Raw genomic sequence first — 16,223 nt, 5'->3', positions numbered from 1 at the left:
GCCAGGTTGCGCCGGGGGCCCACGCGTGACGACAAGGGCGGTGCGCTACACTTGGAGTTCGTCCAATCGCCGGAGCCTCCGATGCGCGCATCCTCGTCCCCTTCGCTGCCCACTCCGCTGCCCACCCGCTCGCCCCTGTCCGTGTTGCGCTGGGTGGTGCTGGCGGTCATGGCCAGCCTGCTGTCGGCCTGCGGCTACAACGACTTCCAGGCCAAGGACGAGGCGGTCAAGGCGGCCTGGGGCGAAGTCATCAACCAGTACCAGCGCCGCGCCGACCTGATCCCCAACCTGGTCAACACCGTCAAGGGCTACGCCTCGCACGAGCGCGAGACGCTCGAAGCCGTGACCAAGGCGCGCGCCGCCGCCACCAGCATCCAGGTCTCGCCCGAAACCCTGAACGACCCCGAAGCCTTCAAGCGCTTCCAGCAGGCGCAGGGCGAACTGTCCGGCGCGCTGTCGCGCCTGCTGGCTGTGTCCGAGAACTACCCGCAGCTCAAGGCCGATGCCTCGTTCCGCGACCTGCAATCGCAGCTCGAGGGCACCGAGAACCGCATCACCGTGGCACGCCAGCGCTATATCGCCGCGGTGCAGCAGTACAACGTGCTGGCGCGCAGCTTCCCGACCAACCTGACGGCGATGATCTTCAAGTACCCGGTCAAACCCTCGTTCACCGTGGAAAACGAGAAGGCCATCTCCACCCCGCCCGCGGTCAAGTTCTGATCAAGATGGCAGCGATGCGCCATCCCTGGCGTTGCTTCGCCCGGCACGGCTGGCTGGCCGCTGCCCTGCTGTGGCTGGCGGCCCTGCTGAGCGGCCCGGCGCTGGCGGCCGACGGCTTCGTCGCGGTGCCGCCGCTGACCCAGCGGGTCACCGACCTGACCGGCACGCTGACGCCGCAGCAGCGCGGCGCGCTGGAAAACGTGCTGGCCGAATACGAGCAGCAGCGCGGCAGCCAGATCTTCGTGCTGATGGTGCCGACCACCGATCCGGAGCCGATCGACGCCTACAGCATCCGCGTGGCCGACGCCTGGCGCGCCGGGCGCCAGGGCATCGACGACGGCGTGATCGTGCTGATCGCCAAGGACAATCCGCCCGGTCTGCGCAAGATGCGACTGGAAGTGGGCCGGGGCGTGCAGGGCTCGCTGACCGACGCCATGTCCAAGCGCATCCTGCAGGACGTGATGGCGCCGCACTTCCGCCAGAACGACTTCTACGGCGGGCTCGCGGCCGGCATCTCGGCGATCCAGGCGACCATCGACAAGGAAGGCCTGGCGGCGCCGCAGCGCAAGGCGCAGCAGGCATCGGCACTGGACCAATGGCTGCCGGCGCTGCTGCCGCTGGCGATCATCGTGTTCTTTTTCCTGAGCGCCATCCTGCGCCGGCGCGGGCCGCAGATCGTCACCAGCCGGCGCGGCCGCGACGTGATCGCCGGCGGCCTCGGCGGCCTGGGCGGCTATACCATCGGGCACGACTGGGGCCGGCGCAGCGGCGGCTGGGGTGGCGGCTTCGGCGGCGGCGGCGGTGACAGCGGCGGCGGCTTCGGTGGCTTTGGCGGCGGGGGCGGCGGCGGCTTCGACGGCGGCGGCGCGTCCGGCAACTGGTGACAGCACGAGGAACGACAACCATGCCGCATCTCAAACGCGCCCTGCACCATATCGCCACCACCGCCGGCACCGCGCGCAGGCACTTTCCGCCGGAAGCGCAGCAGCAACTGCACCACGCCGTGCACGCCGGCGAATCCAGCCACCGCGGCGAGATCCGCGTGGTGATCGAAGCCAGCCTGCCGGTCGGCGACGCCTGGGCCGGGGTCACGCCGCGCGAGCGCGCGCGCTTCCTGTTCGGCGCGCTCGAGGTCTGGAACACCGCCGACAAGACCGGCGTGCTGCTCTATATCAACCTGGCCGACCACGCCGTCGAGCTGCTGGCCGACCGCGGCATCGACGCCAGCGTGGGGCCCGTCACCTGGCGCGAACTGTGCGACGAACTGGCGCAGGGACTCAGGCAGGACCTGTCGGTGCGGCCGGTGCTGGCCACGGTGGCGCGCATCCATGGCTTGCTGGCCACGCACTTCCCGTCGGACGGCGGGCATAACCCGAACGAGTTGGACGACCGGCCGGTGTTTTTGTAATCCGGAGCGTCCCGGATCAGCTTGCGGCAGCCGCCTCGCGGCGCGCGCGCCGCCCGCCCAGCGCATACCACACCGCTGCCAGCACCTGCAGTCCCACCAGCCCGGCCCACGCCGCCAGGTGCGCCGCCTTCGGGTAATGGCCGCCGGTGGCCGGCCACAGGTCCAGCACGAAGCCGACGCCCACCTGGCAGGCAAAGGTCGACAGGAACACGGTCAGTGTCAGCGCCGTGGTGGCGCGGCCGATCAGTGCATCGGGAAAGCTGCGCGCCAGCACCGCGTAGGTCAGGATGCCGCTGGAGCCGAACACGCCATAGGCCGCCCACAGCAGCACCGGAGGCAGCGGCACCTGCGCCATCAGCAGCAGCTGGACCACGATAAAGCCGGTCATGCCGGCGCCGGCAAAGGCATAGAGGCTCACGCCCAGGCGCTCCAGGTGGCGCGCGGCCCAGCCCGAGCCGACGCAGCCGGCCATCATGGCAAAGCCGATCACCGACACCAGCCGGGCGCCGGTGCCTGCATCGAAGCCGGACACATCGCGCAGGAAGGCACCCACCCACAGCGTCTGCACCGCCAGAAACACGCCCTGGTTGAGCAGCGTCAGCGGCACCACGCGCCAGAAGCGCTCGCTGCCCAGGATCTGGCGCGTGCCGCGCAGCTGCTCGCGCAGGCTTTCCTTGCCGACGCGAGGCTTGTCGGGCGCGCTGAACCACAGCAGCGCCGCCATCGCCAGCGACACACCGGCCAGGCCGATGCTGACGGTGCGCCAGTCGGTCAGCGACAACAGCCATGACAGGGGCGTGCCGACCAGCACCGCGCCCAGTCCGCCGATGGCCATCACCACGCCGTTGAGCAGGGGCATGCGCGACAGCGGGAACCACATCGACAGCGCCTGGATGGCGGCGCCCAGGCACACCGACACGCCCACGCCGATCAGCAGCCGGCCCGCGGCCAGCCCGGCCATGCCGGGCGCGAGCGCGAACACCAGCGAGCCGGCCACGGCCACCAGCAGCATTACCGCTTCGGTGCGGCGCGGACCGTAGCGGTCCAGCAGGATGCCCGCCGGCAGCTGGGCGCAGGCAAAGCCAAGAAAATAGAAGCTGGTGAGCAGGCCCAGGTCGCCGGCATTGAGGCCGAGCTCGCGCGTCAGGTGCGGCGCGAAGCCCAGGTTGACGCCGCGGAAGACATAGGACACCAGGAAGCCCAGCGAGAACACGGCCAGCACGCGCCAGCGGGCACTGGCCGCGGCACCGCCGGCCGGTTGCGCGTGCGAACGCTGCGAGGATGCGGAAGACAAGTTTGAAGTCGAAGTCGTCATGATGGCCTGCATTGTCTTCCCCATCCCGGTGCAAAGCCAACGAAAGATACCCGCGGCAATTGTGAGTAGAATTTGACGGCCATGGCCAAATCCCCCGCCAGAACCGCCCAACGCCCCGTCCACCTGCCGCCGCTGCAAGCGCTGCGTGCACTGGAGGCCGCCGCGCGCCATCGCAGCTTCTCGCGCGCGGCCGAGGAACTGGCCCTGACCCACAGCGCCATCAGCCACCATGTCCGCGCGCTGGAAACCAGCCTCGGCACCAAGCTGTTCCAGCGCAGCGGCAGCCAGATGGCGCCTACCAGCGTGGGTGCGCGGCTGGCCGAACAGGTACGCGGCGCCCTCGACGACATCGAAAGCGCGCTGCGCGAGGCCGGCAACAGCGCCGGTCCGCCGGTGATCCGGCTGCAGGTCAGCGTGATGGCCGACCTGGCCAACGCCTGGCTGATCCGGCGCCTGCCCAGCCTGCACGCCCAGGTGCCGTCGCTGGACCTGCACCTGCGGCTGCATGCGGAAATCACGCCGCCCGACCCGTACAGCGTCGATGTCGGGATCTGGCACCAGCGCATCGACCTGCCCGGCTTCGAGTGCCACAACCTGATCGAAGACCATGTGATCGCGGTAGCCAGCCCGGCGCTGCTGGCGCGCTACCCGGGCTTTACGCTGGCCGACGTGCCGCGCATGCCGATGCTGCGCTTTGCCCTGCGCCCCTGGCGCGACTGGCTCGAAGCCGCCGGACTGCCCGGCGACGAACCGGAGCGCGGCCCGATCTTCCAGGACGCCGGGCTGATGCTGCAGTCCGCCGTGGCCGGGCTGGGCGTGGCCACGGCGCGCGCGCAGCTGGCGCACGACTATTTGGCCAGCGGCGAGCTGGTACAGATCGGGCCTACCCGGATCCCTTCGAGCCTGCACTACTGGGTCACCTGGCGCGAAGGCAACCCGCGCGAGAAAGCGATCCAGCAGTTCCATGCCTGGCTGCAGGAACAGGTGCGGCAGGAAGGCGCGCAAGCGGATGCCACCGCCCCCGGCCATGCCGCGCAGTTTCATCCGTGAAATCAATTGGTGCGGCGATGTTGGCAATACGAATCATTTTCGTCTAGGCCAGCGAAATCAAGGGCTTGGCGCCCACCCCGAGCCCAGGGCCACCGGCCATTCCACGGCATAGTCACCTCGTTGCCACGGTGTCCGGGTTTCATGGATGCAACCACTTTGACCAGCGTGCCAGCCGCGCTGGAAATCCTGCACGCCCCATCCAAACAGATGAGAACCGGCTGAGGCGTGCGGCCGCGATTCGTGCGAAGGCCTGTCAACGCGCCGGTTGTCTCCATCCCGCCGCCGCTTCCGGGATGCGTGCGGCACCAAAAGGCTGAGGTCCGCAGTGTCGCCAAATGTCAGCGGAAGATGTATGCACTTCAAATCCTTGTAACGGAAATGAAACTGTTTTGAGGAGTGGTGAAGTGCAGTATCTGAGCCCTCCGTGACGAGCGTTTCAAATTTTGCATTCCCTCCTTCAGATGGGGATGGCGCGCGAGAAATGCCTCGTCGTCCACCGTTGGCTGCGAGGCGGTGCCCGATACGTCCCTTTCCCTGCTCAAGATCTTTTGCGGCGCAACACTTGAATGGTGCCCCGCGTAACAAGAGCGGAACGTTTTGTCTCGCGCGCCCCCGGCGGTGCGGCGTTCAAAACCTCGCGTTTCCTTTCTTTTCAATGACTTAGCCAGCCATGGCACATTCGTCGCAGATATGTCGGCGCGAACAGAAGCCCGGAACAAAGGGGAAGTCTGAAACGACAGCGGCAAACATACTGGCACGCGTTCGCCGAGGATCAGTTTCAGGACGACCCCGCAACCCAGGGCGGGAATTGGACTGGCGCTGTAAGCGGGGGCCACGCGGCAGGAACTGGCCCGCATCGGCACCCGCCATGACATTGGGCGCCGACAAGATAAAGCGGAGGTCATTCAGGAACACGGGCCGCGAGCGCAAGCAAGCGGTCCGTGCCACCTGAATCCCGCGGCAAGCCGTTCAATGCGGCGTCCCGCGGGCAGCAGAACGGGGTGAAACAACAGAAATTGGGGAGCGCGCCGCGCGGCATCGCCACGATGCGGCCGGTGCAAGCCTTAGAGCCAACGGAGCGAGCGGCCGGCCATGCCGGCCGCCAGTTCCGCAAAAAACAAGAATCCGGGGAAATCTCATGAGCGCGTACGCCAACCGCCCGCTGCTGTATCTGTCGCAACACCATGACGCCTCGCTGTGCCGGCTGTTCGCCCAGCGTGGCTGGAAACTCAGCTTCGCGTCGAACCTGCAGGATCTGCAGGCCCTGCCCCCAGGCAGCCAGCCGCTCGCCGCGCTGCTCGACCTGCAAGGCGGCTTCGGCGATGCCGAACTGGAAACCTTTGAACCCTGGCTGGCGCAGCGGAATATCGGCTGGATCGGCATCGTCGCCGGCCAGCACGCGCTGAGCGAGACCGCGCGCCGGCTGCTCGGCCTGTATTTCGTCGACTACCACACCGCCCCGCTGGAACACCCGCGCCTGGCCGAGGCCCTGGGCCATGCGCTCGGCATGGCCGGGCTGCGGCCCGGCGCGCAGCATGAGGCCCCGCGCACGGCCCGCCCCGATGGCATGATCGGCAGCTGCCCGGCGATGCAGTCGCTGTTCCGCGGCATCGAGAAGGTGTCGCGCTGGGATACGCCGGTGCTGATCTCGGGCGAGTCCGGCACCGGCAAGGAACTCGCCGCCCAGGCCATCCACCGCGCCTCGGCGCGGGCCTCGCGTCCCTTCATCGCGGTCAACTGCGCGGCGATCCCGCCCACGCTGCTGATGTCCGAGCTGTTCGGCTACGAGCGCGGCGCCTTTACCGGCGCCACCAAGCGCAAGCCGGGCCGCATCGAGATGGCGCAGGGCGGCACGCTGTTCCTCGATGAAATCGGCGACATGCCGATCGAAAGCCAGACCAGCCTGCTGCGCTTCTTGGAGACCGGACGCATCGAGCGGCTGGGCGGCACCGAGTCGGTCGAGGTGGATGTGCGCATCATCTCCGCCACCCACGTCGACCTGGAAGCCGCGATCGCCGCCGAGCGCTTCCGCGGCGACCTGTACCACCGGCTGTGCGTGCTGCGCGTGCGCCAGCCCCCGCTGCGCGAGCGCGGCAGCGACATCCTGCTGATCGCCGAACATGTGCTGGACACCGTGCGCAAGCAGTCGCCGGCGCGCATCCGCGGCTTCTCGCCGATGGCGCTGCGCGCGATCCAGCTGCACACCTGGCCCGGCAATGTGCGCGAGCTGATCAACCGCATCCGCCACGCCGCGGCGATGTGCGAGGACGGCGTGATCCAGCCGGACGATCTGGAGCTTGCCGCGCCGGCCGACGACCGCCCGCAGACGCTGGCCGCGATCCGCGAGGCCGCCGAGCAGAACGCCATCGTCGAAGCGCTGCAGCGGCACCATGAACGGCTGATCGACGTGGCCGCCGAGCTCGGCATTTCGCGGGTGACGCTGTTCCGGCTGATGCGCGACTACAAGCTGCAGGTGAAGAAGGGAGATCTGGGATTGATCTGCGTGCAGGGCTAACACCGCGACGCTTCCCATTAAAGGATCGCCCCATGTCCCCTGACGCCTACCTCGAGATGGCCGACACCGAAGCCAGCCACTGGTGGTTCCGCGGCCGGCGCGAGATCGTCGCCACCATCCTCTCCGGCCTGGCCTTGCCGCGCCACGCGTCGATCCTCGAGATCGGCGCTGGCACCGGCGGCAACCTGGCGATGCTGTCGCAGTTCGGCAAGGTCAGCGCGGTGGAAATGGACGGCACCGCGCTGCGCCTGGCACGAGAAAAAACCGGTGACGCCTACGATCTGCGCCACGGCAAGTGCCCCGACCAGATGCCGTTCGCCGAGCGCAGCTTCGACCTGGTCTGCCTGCTCGACTGCCTCGAGCACATCGCCGACGATGCCGGCTCGCTTGACTGCGCGGCCAGGCTGCTGAAGGCGGGCGGCGCGGTCTTAATCACCGTGCCCGCCTACCAGTGGCTATGGAGCGCGCACGACGTCTTCCTGCATCACCAGCGCCGCTACAGCAGGGGTTCGCTGCACGCGCTGGCCAGCCGCTGCGGCCTGCGCGTGGAACGGACGTCGTACTTCAACACCATGCTGTTCCCGCTCGCGGTCGCCGCGCGCATCGGCGACCGTTTGCGCGGCAGCCGCCACGCCACCGGCGCCGGCCTACCGCCCGCACCGGTCAACGGCGCGCTGCACCGCGTGTTCCGCACCGAGCGCCACTGGCTCGCGCGCGGGTCGCTGCCGTTCGGCATTTCGCTGATGGCCGTGCTGCGCGCATCGTGAACGCCAGCGGCACTGCGCCCGGGCTGCGCCAGTTCACGCGGTTCCTGGTTTCCGGCGCCACTTCGACCGGCGTGCATGTCGCCATCACTGCGACGCTGGTGAGCGTGCTCGACGCCTCGCCCGTGGCGGCCAACGGCATCGCCTTCGTTTCCGCCACGGTGTGCTCGTACTTGCTCAATACCCTGTGGAGTTTCTCGTCGCGCTTGCGCCATCGCACCCTGGGGCGCTTTGCCGGCGTCTCGCTGCTGGGGCTGGCGCTGACCGTGGGTATTTCGTGGACCGCGCAGCGGCTCGGGGCCAGCTATTGGGCAGGCCTGGCGGGTGTGGTGCTGACTGTGCCGATGCTCACCTACCTGCTGCACCGGGCCTGGACCTACCGCGACTGATTCGCGGCGGGGTCCAGGCGGCAGCATGCTTCAGCGGCCGTTGCTGACTTGCCCGCGGTCGATCCGGATCACGCGCCGTCCCGACGCCAGGCTCCTGCTCTGCCCGGTCTCCTGGTAGCGCCGCCGCACCAGGTAGATCGGCCGGCCCTTGGCCTCGTCGTAGATGCGGCCGACATATTCGCCGACCACGCCCAGGCCGATCAGCTGAATGCCGCCGAGAAACAGCAGCGCCGACAGCAGCGAGGCATAGCCCGGGACATCGATGCCCAGCACCAGCGTGCGCGCCACGATAAACGCGCCGTAGCCGAATGCCCCCAGCGCGATCGCCACGCCGATATAAGTCCAGCTGCGCAGCGGCATGGTGCTGAAGCTGGTGATGCCCTCGAGCGCGAAATTCCACAGCCGCCAGCCGGAGAATTTGGAGTGCCCGGCGCTGCGCGGCTCGCGTTCATAGGGCACGATCACGGTGCGGTAGCCGACCCAGGCGAACAGGCCTTTCATGAAGCGCCGACGCTCCGGCATCTGCTTGAGCGCGTTGATGACGACCCGGTCCATCAGCCGGAAATCGCCCACATTCACCGGCAGCTTCTGGTCCGACAGCTTGTTGTGGACGCGGTAGTACGCCCCCGCGGTCACGCGCTTGAGCCACGAATCGCAGGCGCGGCTGCTGCGCTGCGCCAGCACCACCTCGGCGCCTTCGCGCCAGCGCCTGACCAGTTCGGGAATCAGTGAGGGCGGATCCTGCAGGTCGGCGTCGATGGGAATCACCGCATCGCCCAGGGCCTCGTCGAGCCCTGCCGTCAGCGCCGCCTCCTTGCCGAAGTTCCGCGTCAGGTCCACCACGCGCACGCGCGGATCGCGGTGCGAATGGTCGATCAGCTGTTCCAGCGTGTCGTCGGTGCTGCCGTCATTCACCAGCACGATCTCGAAGCGGATCGCGTCGATCGACTCCAGCACCGGAATCACGCCGTTGAAGAATCTGCCGATGCTTTCGGACTCGTTGTAGCAGGGCACCACCAGAGACAGCAGCCTGCTTTCGTATGGACCCGACATGATGCTCTCCCCGGAAGGCGTGGCGCAGGTGGACGGCGTCGTGCCCTGCGCATGGTCTTGTTATCGGCGCGGCCGCCGGATGGCACTGCATGTCATGCGGTGCCCGTCCTGCCGCGCCCTGCTGTCGGCCGCGTTGCTGTCGAAAATGCAGCGGCGACGCATCGGTGCATTCGCTTCATTCTGGTCAGCCGACCAGGGATATACAAGCACCACGGAGATCGCTGTCCAGGCGCGCAAATCCACCTTGTATGAGCGTTTCCCGGTTGAATCACCACCGGTGCGGCCATGCGCCCGCCCGGCGTCTGGATTCCGGCGGCTCTCGGGCGAAGACTCGCCTCCCAGCGCCCTCGTCCGCGTTTCTCCCCTGAAACGCGGTGCGCCGGCCGACGCGTGCCGGGCGAAGTCCGCTCCGTCATGGCCAGGCCGCAGCTTTTCGCGGCCGGCTCCGCCAAAGGCACGGGGTGCGGCGTGATCCGGCTCATCCTTTCGGCGCAGAACCAGCGGCACCTCGCCAGTCTCCGTTCACAGGCCATCGTTCAACCAGAAATTAAGCACGATTCGAAGTGGAAACGACGGCCGGGGTCCGTCGCCATCGAACCGGGCCGCCGCCGCGCACCGGGCCTGGAAAACCGCGTAGAACCTGGGCCTTTCCGGCAATGGCGCACTCCTTGCAATCAGGCAACGCGCCCGCGGGCCGCATTGGGGAAGCGCGCGCCGGATCGTCAAAACGGGCCAGCATCGTAGCCATCGCGAGACGCCATGAAAACCAATACCACCTGGGTCGGGGAAACCGGCACGGACAGCATGCTGCAGCAGTGCGCCAGACAGCCGTGGTTCTGGCCAGCGCTCTATGGGCTCAGCATATTCGCGCTCCTCTCCTTTGCCGGCTCCCGCCTGCTGGTGGATGCCGATACGCTGTGGCATATCGCCGCCGGCAAATGGATGCTTGCCAACCTGGCCGTGCCGGCCACCGATCCATTCTCCTTCTCGTTTCACGGCGCCAAGTGGGTGCCACATGAATGGCTGGCCGAAGTCATTCTTGCGGCCTCCCATGCCTGGCTCGGCTGGGCCGGGCCGGTGCTGGTCACCGCACTGGCGGCCACCATCACGCTGACCGTGCTGTTACGGTTCCTGCTGCGCTATATCGAGCCCTTGCACGCGTTCAGCGGGACCCTGCTCACCTTCCTCACGCTGGCCCAGCACCTGGTTGCCCGCCCCCACGCCATGGCCTGGCCGCTGATGGTGATCTGGACCGCCCACCTGGTCCTGGCACGCGAGCAAGGCAAGCGGCCCAGCCTTTGGGTGCTGCTCGTCATGCTGGCCTGGGCCAACCTGCATGGCAGTTTCCTGCTCGGCATCGGGCTGGCGGTCGCCCTCGCCGCCGAAGCCGTTCTCACCGAGAAGCAACCGGTCCAGAGCGCGAAGGCATGGGCGCCCTTCGTCGCAGGCACGGTCGTCGCGGGCCTGATGACACCGCACGGCGTGGATGGCCTGCTCTTTCCTTTCCACGTCTCCGGCATGAGCTATACGCTCAGCGTCATCGGCGAGTGGAAGGCACCGGATTTCCGGCTGGTCCAGCCGATCGAGCTATGGCTGGGCTTTGTGCTGTTCGGCGCGCTCTACTTCGGCTTCCGCCTGCCAGCGATGCGGATCATGATGTGCTTCGGGCTGGTCCACCTGGCCCTGATCGCGGCGCGCTACGCCGAACTGCTTGGGCTGCTGGCCCCGCTGCTGCTGATGCCCAGCGTTGGTCCCCAGCTGCGCGCGGCGATCCGTCCGGAGATCCGGCTGCGCCTGTCGCCACCGGTGCTTCGCACCCTTACCGCGTTATGCCTGGCACTGTTCATGTCCAGCATCGTCTTGCTTGCGCGGGGCATCCAGCACGATCATCGGCGCATCCAGCCCCGCGAGGCCGTCAGCGCGGCCATGGCGGCGGGCGGAGCAGGGCCGGTCTTCAACAGCTACAACTTCGGCGGCTATCTGATCTTCTCCGGCATTCCCCCACTCATCGACGGCCGCGCCGACCTCTACGGCGACGCCTTCGTGCGAAGGTATATGAAGGCGTATTCTGGCGACGCCGAAGTGCTGCAGGCCATGTTCGACGAATACCAGATCAGGTGGGCGGTTCTGGAACCCGCGAGTCCTGCATCAAAGTGGATCCATGGCCTGCCCGGCTGGCGAAAAGTGCATGAGGATGACGTTGCCGTCGCCTATGTCCGCGAACGCTAGGGGCGCCGCCAGCACGCCTGTTCGCGTCTCCGGCTGACCCGGGCTGCATGGCCCCGCCTAGGCGAGCCATGGCTCAATGCCTGCGCGCCGCAGCGCTGCCTGGAACCGCCGCGCGCGCCCTGCCGCTGCCACCGTCCGCATACCGCAACTCCCGCAGCCCTGCGGCACGTCAGCCGTAGCGCGCTGCCTCCGCCGCTTCCCGCTTTTGGTCCTTGCGAGCAAGCATCGCAACGCCTGGCCAACCCTTCGAACGCGCGTCCGGCAGGCGCCGCCACGGCACGTGGCGGCATGAACGCAGGCTTTGCCACGCTGCGTTTCCCCATGCACAGGATGGCAGCCGCCTTCGCGCGCGCCTGCCATGACAACGCGGAAGCGCACTTTCGTGCCCCATGTATCTAAGCTGAATCACGCCGCCGCTTATGGCTGCAAGGCGCGCCACACAAGGGTTTCCGGGATATGTCCGGGGCCGCTGCCAGCGCTCTCGCACGCCGGCTCGCGTTCGCAACGTTTCTATCCGGAAACGCAGCTCCTGCGGCAGGCGCCCTCATCCGTCAGTCTGGCCCGCACCGGCAAAAGGCCCCAGGGATGGCACGAAGTCGACCGGCTGCGGCGAACACCAGCCCGTGGCCCGGACACCGCCTCATGCTTTCGGATGAAGCGGCTCGTTCTTTTCGTCAACCCCGCGTCGATACGCATGCTGCGCGATCTAGGACATGCGTAGCGTGCGCTGGAATGGGCTTGCGAGTCCCGCGTTTCCACCCAGCAACGAAGCCCCGCCGGAACGCCGCCTGCAGGCCCGCCAGCCCCGCACCGAGCGCGCAGCGCCACCCGCAAACCCTTGCGGGACAAAGGTTTGCGCGACCCTGGCCCGCCGTTTGCCTATGTCAGGCGTCCGGCAGCGCAGTCCTGGTTGCCGCGATGCCGGCGCAACGATCGCCGCCATCGAAACCAAGAACGATACGGGGAGCTTCACCATGCCAGTCGTGCGCCAACCTGCAATGCCACACCGGAATTCCGGCCACGCTGCCGCCGCCAGGGGCAGCGGCAGCGCGCCGTTCCGCTGCATGGCGCGCTCGGGCCACGTACAGCATGCCGCGCGGTGCATGCATGCGTCGGCGCTACGCCGGCTGCAGTCACGCAACCCGCGCATCGAGCACGGCGGCCCCGGCCGGTGGCCGTTCCATGCGTGCGCAATCTGCGCCCCGCCCTGCTGCCGGGTTTCCCGGCGCTGATATCCGGTGCCATCCCAGGCCCTATCGCAGTTCCGTAGTCCTGCAGTGCTTGTTCCCAACCCAAGGAGTTTGTCATGCAAAACCTGACCACCATGTTCAAGCAATTCATCCGTGACGAAGACGGCGTGACCGCCATCGAATACGGCCTGATTGCCGCGCTCATCGCCGTTGTGATCATCGTTTCGGTCCGCCTGATCGGCACCAACCTGAACATCATCTTCGACTTCATCGGCGACACCCTACAAAACGCCCTGCCTGGCGCTGGCGCTGGCGGAGGCGCCTGATAGTTGGCAACGCGCGCATGGCGGCCCGGCTCCGGGCCGCCATGCGGCAGGCACATCCAAGCAACTCGACACTGGAGACGCCAAATGTCGAAGCTCCTCGCCATGTCAACAGACTTTCTGCGCGACGACGACGGTGTCACGTCCATCGAATACGCGTTGCTCGGCAGCCTGATCGCCATGGCCATCTTCGGCTCCGTGGTGACGCTCGGCGAGACCGTGCAAGGCATGTACGAGCGCATCGCCGGAAAGATGCCCTGAGGGACTCTATCCGGATCCGCATCCAGCCCGCCCATACCTGACAACAACCAAGCGCCAGCGCCCATCACCATGCAAGCCGCCACCGCCATCGCGCCCTTCATCGGCCCCGCCACGATCGGCATCGTGCTCGCCGCCGCGGCCATCGACCTGAACCGGCGGCGCATCCCCAACTGGCTGACCTTCGGCGCCTGGATCGCCGCGCTGCCCGTGATGGCGGCCGTGCACGGCGTGGCGGCCGGCGCGCTGGCGTGGCTGTCGGGCTGGCTGGTGGGCCTGGTGCTGTTCCTGCCCCTCTACCTGCTGCGCGGCATGGCGGCCGGCGACGTCAAGCTGATGGCCGCAGTGGGCGCCTGGCTGGGCGCCGGCATGGCACTGAAGATCGCGCTGGCCACCTTCGTGATCGGCGGGCTGTGGGCGCTGATCCAGGTGTTTGCGACCGGCCAGGGGCGCACCACCCTCGCCCGCGTGGGACACATGCTGAAAGCCTCCGTGACGCCAGGCGCCCGGTCCGCGCCGTCCCAGGCCACCGCGTCCGCCGGCTCCATGCCCTACGGCGTAGCGATTGCCGCGGGAACCCTGACCATGCTTTTCGCAGGCACATGACGCGAGCCACGCGGCGCACCGCCAGCAGCCGGAGCCTTCGGCATTGAGAACACACTGATCATGGAACGGGGGACGCAATGAACGAGCATCACGACACAGGTCACGCACCACGGCTCCTGGAGCCCGTGGCGACCGGCAGGAATGTCCGTGCCGAGCATGGCACGCCGCCGCTGCCGCCGTGGCACGTGCTGCCGCGCACGATCGCCGACACCGGGCTGGAGGTGGCGCAATTGCTCGGGCTGCTGATGAAGGCCGCGTACCAGCACCGCACCGTCACGCTGGCGGTACTGACCGACACGCTCAAGCTGCCGGCGGTGGTGGTCAATGAGATTGCCGCCGTCGCCGTGCGCGAGCGCCTGCTGGAGATTGCGCACCGCGGCGCCAGCGACCTCGACGTGCGGTTCCGCCTGACCGACGCCGGCTATGCCCGCGCGGCCGAAGCCGCGGCGCGCTGCAGCTATGTCGGCACCGCGCCGGTCACGCTGGATGCCTACCTCGATGCGGTCAAGCACCATTCCGTCAGCCACGCCAGCGTGACCAAGGCGGACGTCACCGCGGCCTTCCACGACCTGGTGATCCCGGTCCATCTGCTGGACTCGATCGGCATGGCGCTGAACACTTGCAGCGCGCTGATGATCTACGGCCCGGCCGGCAGCGGCAAGACCTACCTGGCGCAACGCCTGGGCGCGCTGCTGCCCGGCGCTGTACCGGTGCCGCACGCCATTACGGTAGCCGGCGAGATCATCCAGGTGTTCGACCCGCTGGTCCATGTGCCCTGCAACGACAGCGAAGCCTCGCTGGCGCACCGCTCGCTCGATCGCCGCTGGACCCTGTGCCACCGTCCGGTGGTGCTTTCCGGCGGCGAGCTGACGCTGTCGATGCTGGACCTGCGCTACGACCGGACCTCGGGCTTCTACCAGGCGCCCCCGCACATGAAGGCCAACAACGGCATCTACATCGTCGATGACCTGGGCCGGCAGCTGGTGGGAGTCGCCGACCTGCTCAACCGCTGGATCGTGCCGCTGGACCGGTCCATCGACATGTTCACGCTGCACACGGGCGTGCGCTTCTCGGTGCCGTTCGACGTCTGGCCGGTGTTCTCGACCAATCTGGAACCCGCGGCGCTGGATGACGATGCCTTCCTGCGCCGGCTGGGCAGCAAGCTCTACGTGGGGCCGCTGTCGGTGGACGATTATCGCGAGGTCTATCACCGTACCGCCGCCGATTTCGGGCTGACCAGCACCGACACGGTGTTCGATTTCCTGGTGGGCAGCCTGCACTACGCCAGCGATACGCCGCTGCTGGCGTGCATTCCGCGGGACCTGCTGCGTCTGGTGGATTCCGGCGTGCGTTACCACGGCCAGGCCACGCAAGTCACCGAGGCCGGCCTGCTGTCCGCATGGCAGAACTACTACGGACTGCGCACCTCGGCCGAACCGTTGCCGCACCTGGGCGCCGCCACCCACCGATGGGCGGACGATCACCGCGCCGCCAGCTGAACTGCACTACCGAAGATTCGGGACAACTGTAGGGGAGAGTCATCATGAAGAACACACGTGCAATCCTGATGCTGCTGGTCGCGCTCGTCGCCGGCGTGGCGGCGGTGGTGTCGGCGTCGCGATGGCTGGTCCAGCAGTCGTCAGGCTCCGTCAAGCAAGTCGTGGTCGCCGCCAACGACCTCAATCTGGGCCAGCCGCTCAACGGCGGCCAGCTGCGCCTGGTCAGCTGGCCGGCGGGCAGCGTGCCGCCGGGGGCATTCACTGACGCGAAGGCGCTGGAGGGTCGCGTGGTCCGCACCAGCCTGCAGCGCGGCGAACCCATTCTCGACGCCAAGCTGGCGCCGGTCGGCACCAAGGGCGGGCTGTCGGCGGTGATCAACGACGGCAAGCGCGCCATCACGGTCCGCGTCAATGACGTGGTCGGCGTGGCCGGCTTCGCGCTGCCGGGCAACTACGTCGACGTGATCGTCAACACCAATGAAGAAGCGAAGACCAACCAGAACAGCAGCATCTCGAAGATCGTGCTCGAAAAGATCCTGGTGCTGGCGGTCGCGCAGCAGGTCAGCCGCGACGAAACCCAGCCCAAGGTAGTCAACGCCGTGACGCTCGAAGTCACGCCCGACCAGGCAGAGAAGCTCGATGTGGCGCGCAGCGTGGGCACGCTCTCGCTGGTGCTGCGCAACCAGATGGACGTGGCCGACATCAGCACCGGCGGCGCCACCAAGGGCACGCTGCTGGGCAAGGCACCGGAGGCGCCGGCCAAGGTCGTGACCAAGACCGAGACCCGCACCGTGGTCAAGACGCGCACGGTGGCGGCAGCCCCCGCACGCGGCAACTGCATCGGCGTACTGGCTGGCATGCAGGGCGGCGTCGAGTGCTTCTGAGCGCCGGCACCATGGCATTG

The 16,223-nt window shown here is 67.9% G+C and carries 15 protein-coding genes; 13 read left to right on the top strand and 2 right to left on the bottom strand.

The window, feature by feature from the left end; genetic code table 11:
- Positions 1–81 precede the first annotated feature (81 nt).
- From FHX60_RS16750 to FHX60_RS16740, 3 genes are read left to right on the top strand one after another with little or no spacing between them, the layout of a single operon-like run.
- The gene (locus tag FHX60_RS16750; RefSeq protein ID WP_112773585.1) at positions 82–720 is read left to right on the top strand and encodes a LemA family protein; all 639 of its coding nucleotides are present in this window, start codon (positions 82–84) and stop codon (positions 718–720) included.
- A gap of 14 nt (positions 721–734) precedes the next feature.
- On the top strand, positions 735–1,604 hold the full coding sequence (locus FHX60_RS16745) for a TPM domain-containing protein (protein ID WP_183283970.1): 870 nt from the start codon (positions 735–737) through the stop codon (positions 1,602–1,604).
- A gap of 20 nt (positions 1,605–1,624) precedes the next feature.
- Positions 1,625–2,128: a TPM domain-containing protein gene (locus FHX60_RS16740; protein WP_092308092.1), complete on the top strand. Its 504-nt coding sequence runs from the start codon at positions 1,625–1,627 to the stop codon at positions 2,126–2,128.
- A gap of 16 nt (positions 2,129–2,144) precedes the next feature.
- On the opposite strand, the gene FHX60_RS16735 is transcribed toward FHX60_RS16740, so the two are convergent.
- Positions 2,145–3,443, bottom strand: a complete 1,299-nt coding sequence (locus FHX60_RS16735; RefSeq protein WP_183283969.1) for an MFS transporter — start codon at positions 3,441–3,443, stop codon at positions 2,145–2,147.
- An 81-nt stretch (positions 3,444–3,524) separates the two neighbouring features.
- Between FHX60_RS16735 and FHX60_RS16730 the strand changes: the two genes are divergently transcribed.
- From FHX60_RS16730 to FHX60_RS16715, 4 genes are all read left to right on the top strand, one after another.
- Positions 3,525–4,493: a LysR substrate-binding domain-containing protein gene (locus tag FHX60_RS16730; RefSeq protein ID WP_112773587.1), complete on the top strand. Its 969-nt coding sequence runs from the start codon at positions 3,525–3,527 to the stop codon at positions 4,491–4,493.
- Positions 4,494–5,631: 1,138 nt separating this feature from the next.
- The gene (locus FHX60_RS16725; protein WP_112773588.1) at positions 5,632–7,008 is read left to right on the top strand and encodes a sigma-54 dependent transcriptional regulator; all 1,377 of its coding nucleotides are present in this window, start codon (positions 5,632–5,634) and stop codon (positions 7,006–7,008) included.
- 32 nt (positions 7,009–7,040) lie between these two features.
- Positions 7,041–7,775 carry a class I SAM-dependent methyltransferase gene (locus FHX60_RS16720; RefSeq protein WP_183283968.1) on the top strand — a complete coding sequence of 245 codons (735 nt, stop codon included), beginning with the start codon at positions 7,041–7,043 and terminating at the stop codon, positions 7,773–7,775.
- A complete protein-coding gene (locus FHX60_RS16715; protein WP_183283967.1) occupies positions 7,772–8,161 on the top strand; it encodes a GtrA family protein in 390 nt (129 codons plus the stop codon). Before FHX60_RS16720 ends, FHX60_RS16715 begins: the two co-directional genes overlap by 4 nt.
- 30 nt (positions 8,162–8,191) lie before the next feature.
- Here FHX60_RS16715 and FHX60_RS16710 read toward each other — a convergent pair whose 3' ends face one another.
- Positions 8,192–9,214 carry a glycosyltransferase family 2 protein gene (locus FHX60_RS16710; protein ID WP_183283966.1) on the bottom strand — a complete coding sequence of 341 codons (1,023 nt, stop codon included), beginning with the start codon at positions 9,212–9,214 and terminating at the stop codon, positions 8,192–8,194.
- Between the two features lie 759 nt (positions 9,215–9,973).
- Between FHX60_RS16710 and FHX60_RS16705 the strand changes: the two genes are divergently transcribed.
- From FHX60_RS16705 to cpaB, 6 genes are all read left to right on the top strand, one after another.
- A complete protein-coding gene (locus tag FHX60_RS16705) occupies positions 9,974–11,443 on the top strand; it encodes a hypothetical protein (RefSeq protein WP_183283965.1) in 1,470 nt (489 codons plus the stop codon).
- 1,306 nt (positions 11,444–12,749) lie between these two features.
- Entirely contained in the window at positions 12,750–12,959 is a 210-nt protein-coding gene (locus tag FHX60_RS16700) for a Flp family type IVb pilin (protein ID WP_183283964.1), read from the top strand.
- An 84-nt stretch (positions 12,960–13,043) separates the two neighbouring features.
- Positions 13,044–13,217 carry a Flp family type IVb pilin gene (locus FHX60_RS16695; RefSeq protein WP_183283963.1) on the top strand — a complete coding sequence of 58 codons (174 nt, stop codon included), beginning with the start codon at positions 13,044–13,046 and terminating at the stop codon, positions 13,215–13,217.
- A 69-nt stretch (positions 13,218–13,286) separates the two neighbouring features.
- Positions 13,287–13,820 (top strand): A24 family peptidase, encoded by a 534-nt coding sequence (locus tag FHX60_RS16690; protein ID WP_183283962.1) that lies wholly within the window; start codon positions 13,287–13,289, stop codon positions 13,818–13,820.
- Positions 13,821–13,897: 77 nt separating this feature from the next.
- Positions 13,898–15,319, top strand: coding sequence for a DUF8689 domain-containing protein (locus FHX60_RS16685; protein WP_183283961.1), 1,422 nt, complete (start codon positions 13,898–13,900; stop codon positions 15,317–15,319).
- A gap of 44 nt (positions 15,320–15,363) precedes the next feature.
- The gene (cpaB, locus tag FHX60_RS16680; protein ID WP_112773596.1) at positions 15,364–16,203 is read left to right on the top strand and encodes a Flp pilus assembly protein CpaB; all 840 of its coding nucleotides are present in this window, start codon (positions 15,364–15,366) and stop codon (positions 16,201–16,203) included.
- Positions 16,204–16,223 lie beyond the last annotated feature (20 nt).

It is taken from the genome of Cupriavidus alkaliphilus (genome assembly GCF_014191175.1).
Classification (GTDB): domain Bacteria; phylum Pseudomonadota; class Gammaproteobacteria; order Burkholderiales; family Burkholderiaceae; genus Cupriavidus; species Cupriavidus alkaliphilus.
The sequence above is the reverse complement of the archived record's forward strand: the minus strand, read 5'-3'. Positions and strand labels throughout refer to the sequence as shown.